General features: G+C 56.4%; 1 protein-coding gene. It reads right to left on the minus strand.

From position 1 onward, the window contains the following. Positions 1-10: 10 nt before the first annotated feature. A complete protein-coding gene (locus tag Q668_RS16130; protein WP_036220386.1) occupies positions 11-1,240 on the minus strand; it encodes an ISL3 family transposase in 1,230 nt (409 codons plus the stop codon). Between the last annotated feature and the right edge of the window lie 96 nt (positions 1,241-1,336).

A 1,336-nucleotide genomic window follows, 5' to 3' on the forward strand; every position in this document is an offset into this window, starting at 1 on the left:
GGCTCTTCACTTATCCGTGTGGGTTGGGTGCCATAGGCAGCCCGCCATAATGGAACAAGATTGCCCGTTTGAATCTCTCCTTGCTCCGGAATCCCCGGGACCGGACCTTTAAAGCTCGAACCTGTCCGTTGATTGCCTCCGCTAGACCATTGGAAGCCCGGAAACGCATGGCATTGAGGATGCCAAACAGCTTGGTTTCGATTTGATTGGCCGTTGAGGTCAAGGCTCGAACCTCCGTGAGTCGAGCCATATGAATCCATTCCTGCCAGGCCGCGCGAGCGCCTTTGACGCGATAGCCCTGCCAGATGTCCCGTGCCTTCTCCTTGAGGTACCACACCAGGCCGGTGTCTTTGAGAGCATCCGACAAGGCCCGGATTTGCTGAATCTGCTGCCCCTCAAGGCTCTTGCGATGGCGTAACCAGGTGTATCGGCTTCGGTGGATCTCCTGACGCATCGAGTGATCCGCCCGCGCCATGTCAGCCTTGCGAGTGGCATCCAGCGTCCGGGTCAGCATCTGTGCAACATGGAAGTGATCGAAGGCGATCTTCCGATGGGCTTTGTCGATATGGGCAAACGTCGCTTTCTGATACGCCGGGCTCATATCCATGGATATCGAAATGATCGATTGCTTGCGCGGCTTCTCCAGGCTGTCGTAAAAGCGACCGAGGCTGTCTGAGGACCTGCCGTCTTCCACCGCCAGAACCTGACCCTGGGCATTGGAAACGATCGTCACGTAATCGTGCCCCTTACGAAATGCGGTCTCATCGACAGCCAGCCGTGTTGTATCGCGGTCGGGCGCATTGGCCAAGCCCCGACGTACAGCCCGTTCCATGATGTTGTCGATAGCAGTCCAACTCAGGCGCAGCTGTTTGCTGACCGCAGAGATCGAGGCTGCCCTGAGCCAGCTAATAACAAAGGCTTCAAATAGCAGCGTGTACCGGCTGTTCTGCTCAGCCCAAGGTACGCTGACCGTCAGGCAGCCATGTTCCGGACATTGCACACGGGGGACTTGGGCAACCACCTGGGTTCGGAACTGACAGGTGTCGAGGTGACGCCAACGACGTTCCCGGGAGTCGTAACCCGGGCAGGCACGGCCACACCGGGGGCAGACAAGCGCTGTGCCTTTATCTATGTTGACCTGGACTACGACTTCGCTCTGACTTTTATCAAGCTCAACGTCTGAGACAAACCAAGGTGCTGAGAGCCCAAGAATCTGTTCGTAGAGGGTGCATTGATCCAATGTCGGCCACCATCCATCGGGTTAATCGGATGGGCTAACATTGACCAAAAACGGCAGGGAAATAAAGGGTTACCCACTAAAAGAAGTGAAGACCCA

Source organism: Marinobacter sp. ES-1 (genome assembly GCF_000475255.1).
In the GTDB taxonomy this organism is placed as follows: Bacteria; Pseudomonadota; Gammaproteobacteria; order Pseudomonadales; family Oleiphilaceae; genus Marinobacter; species Marinobacter vinifirmus.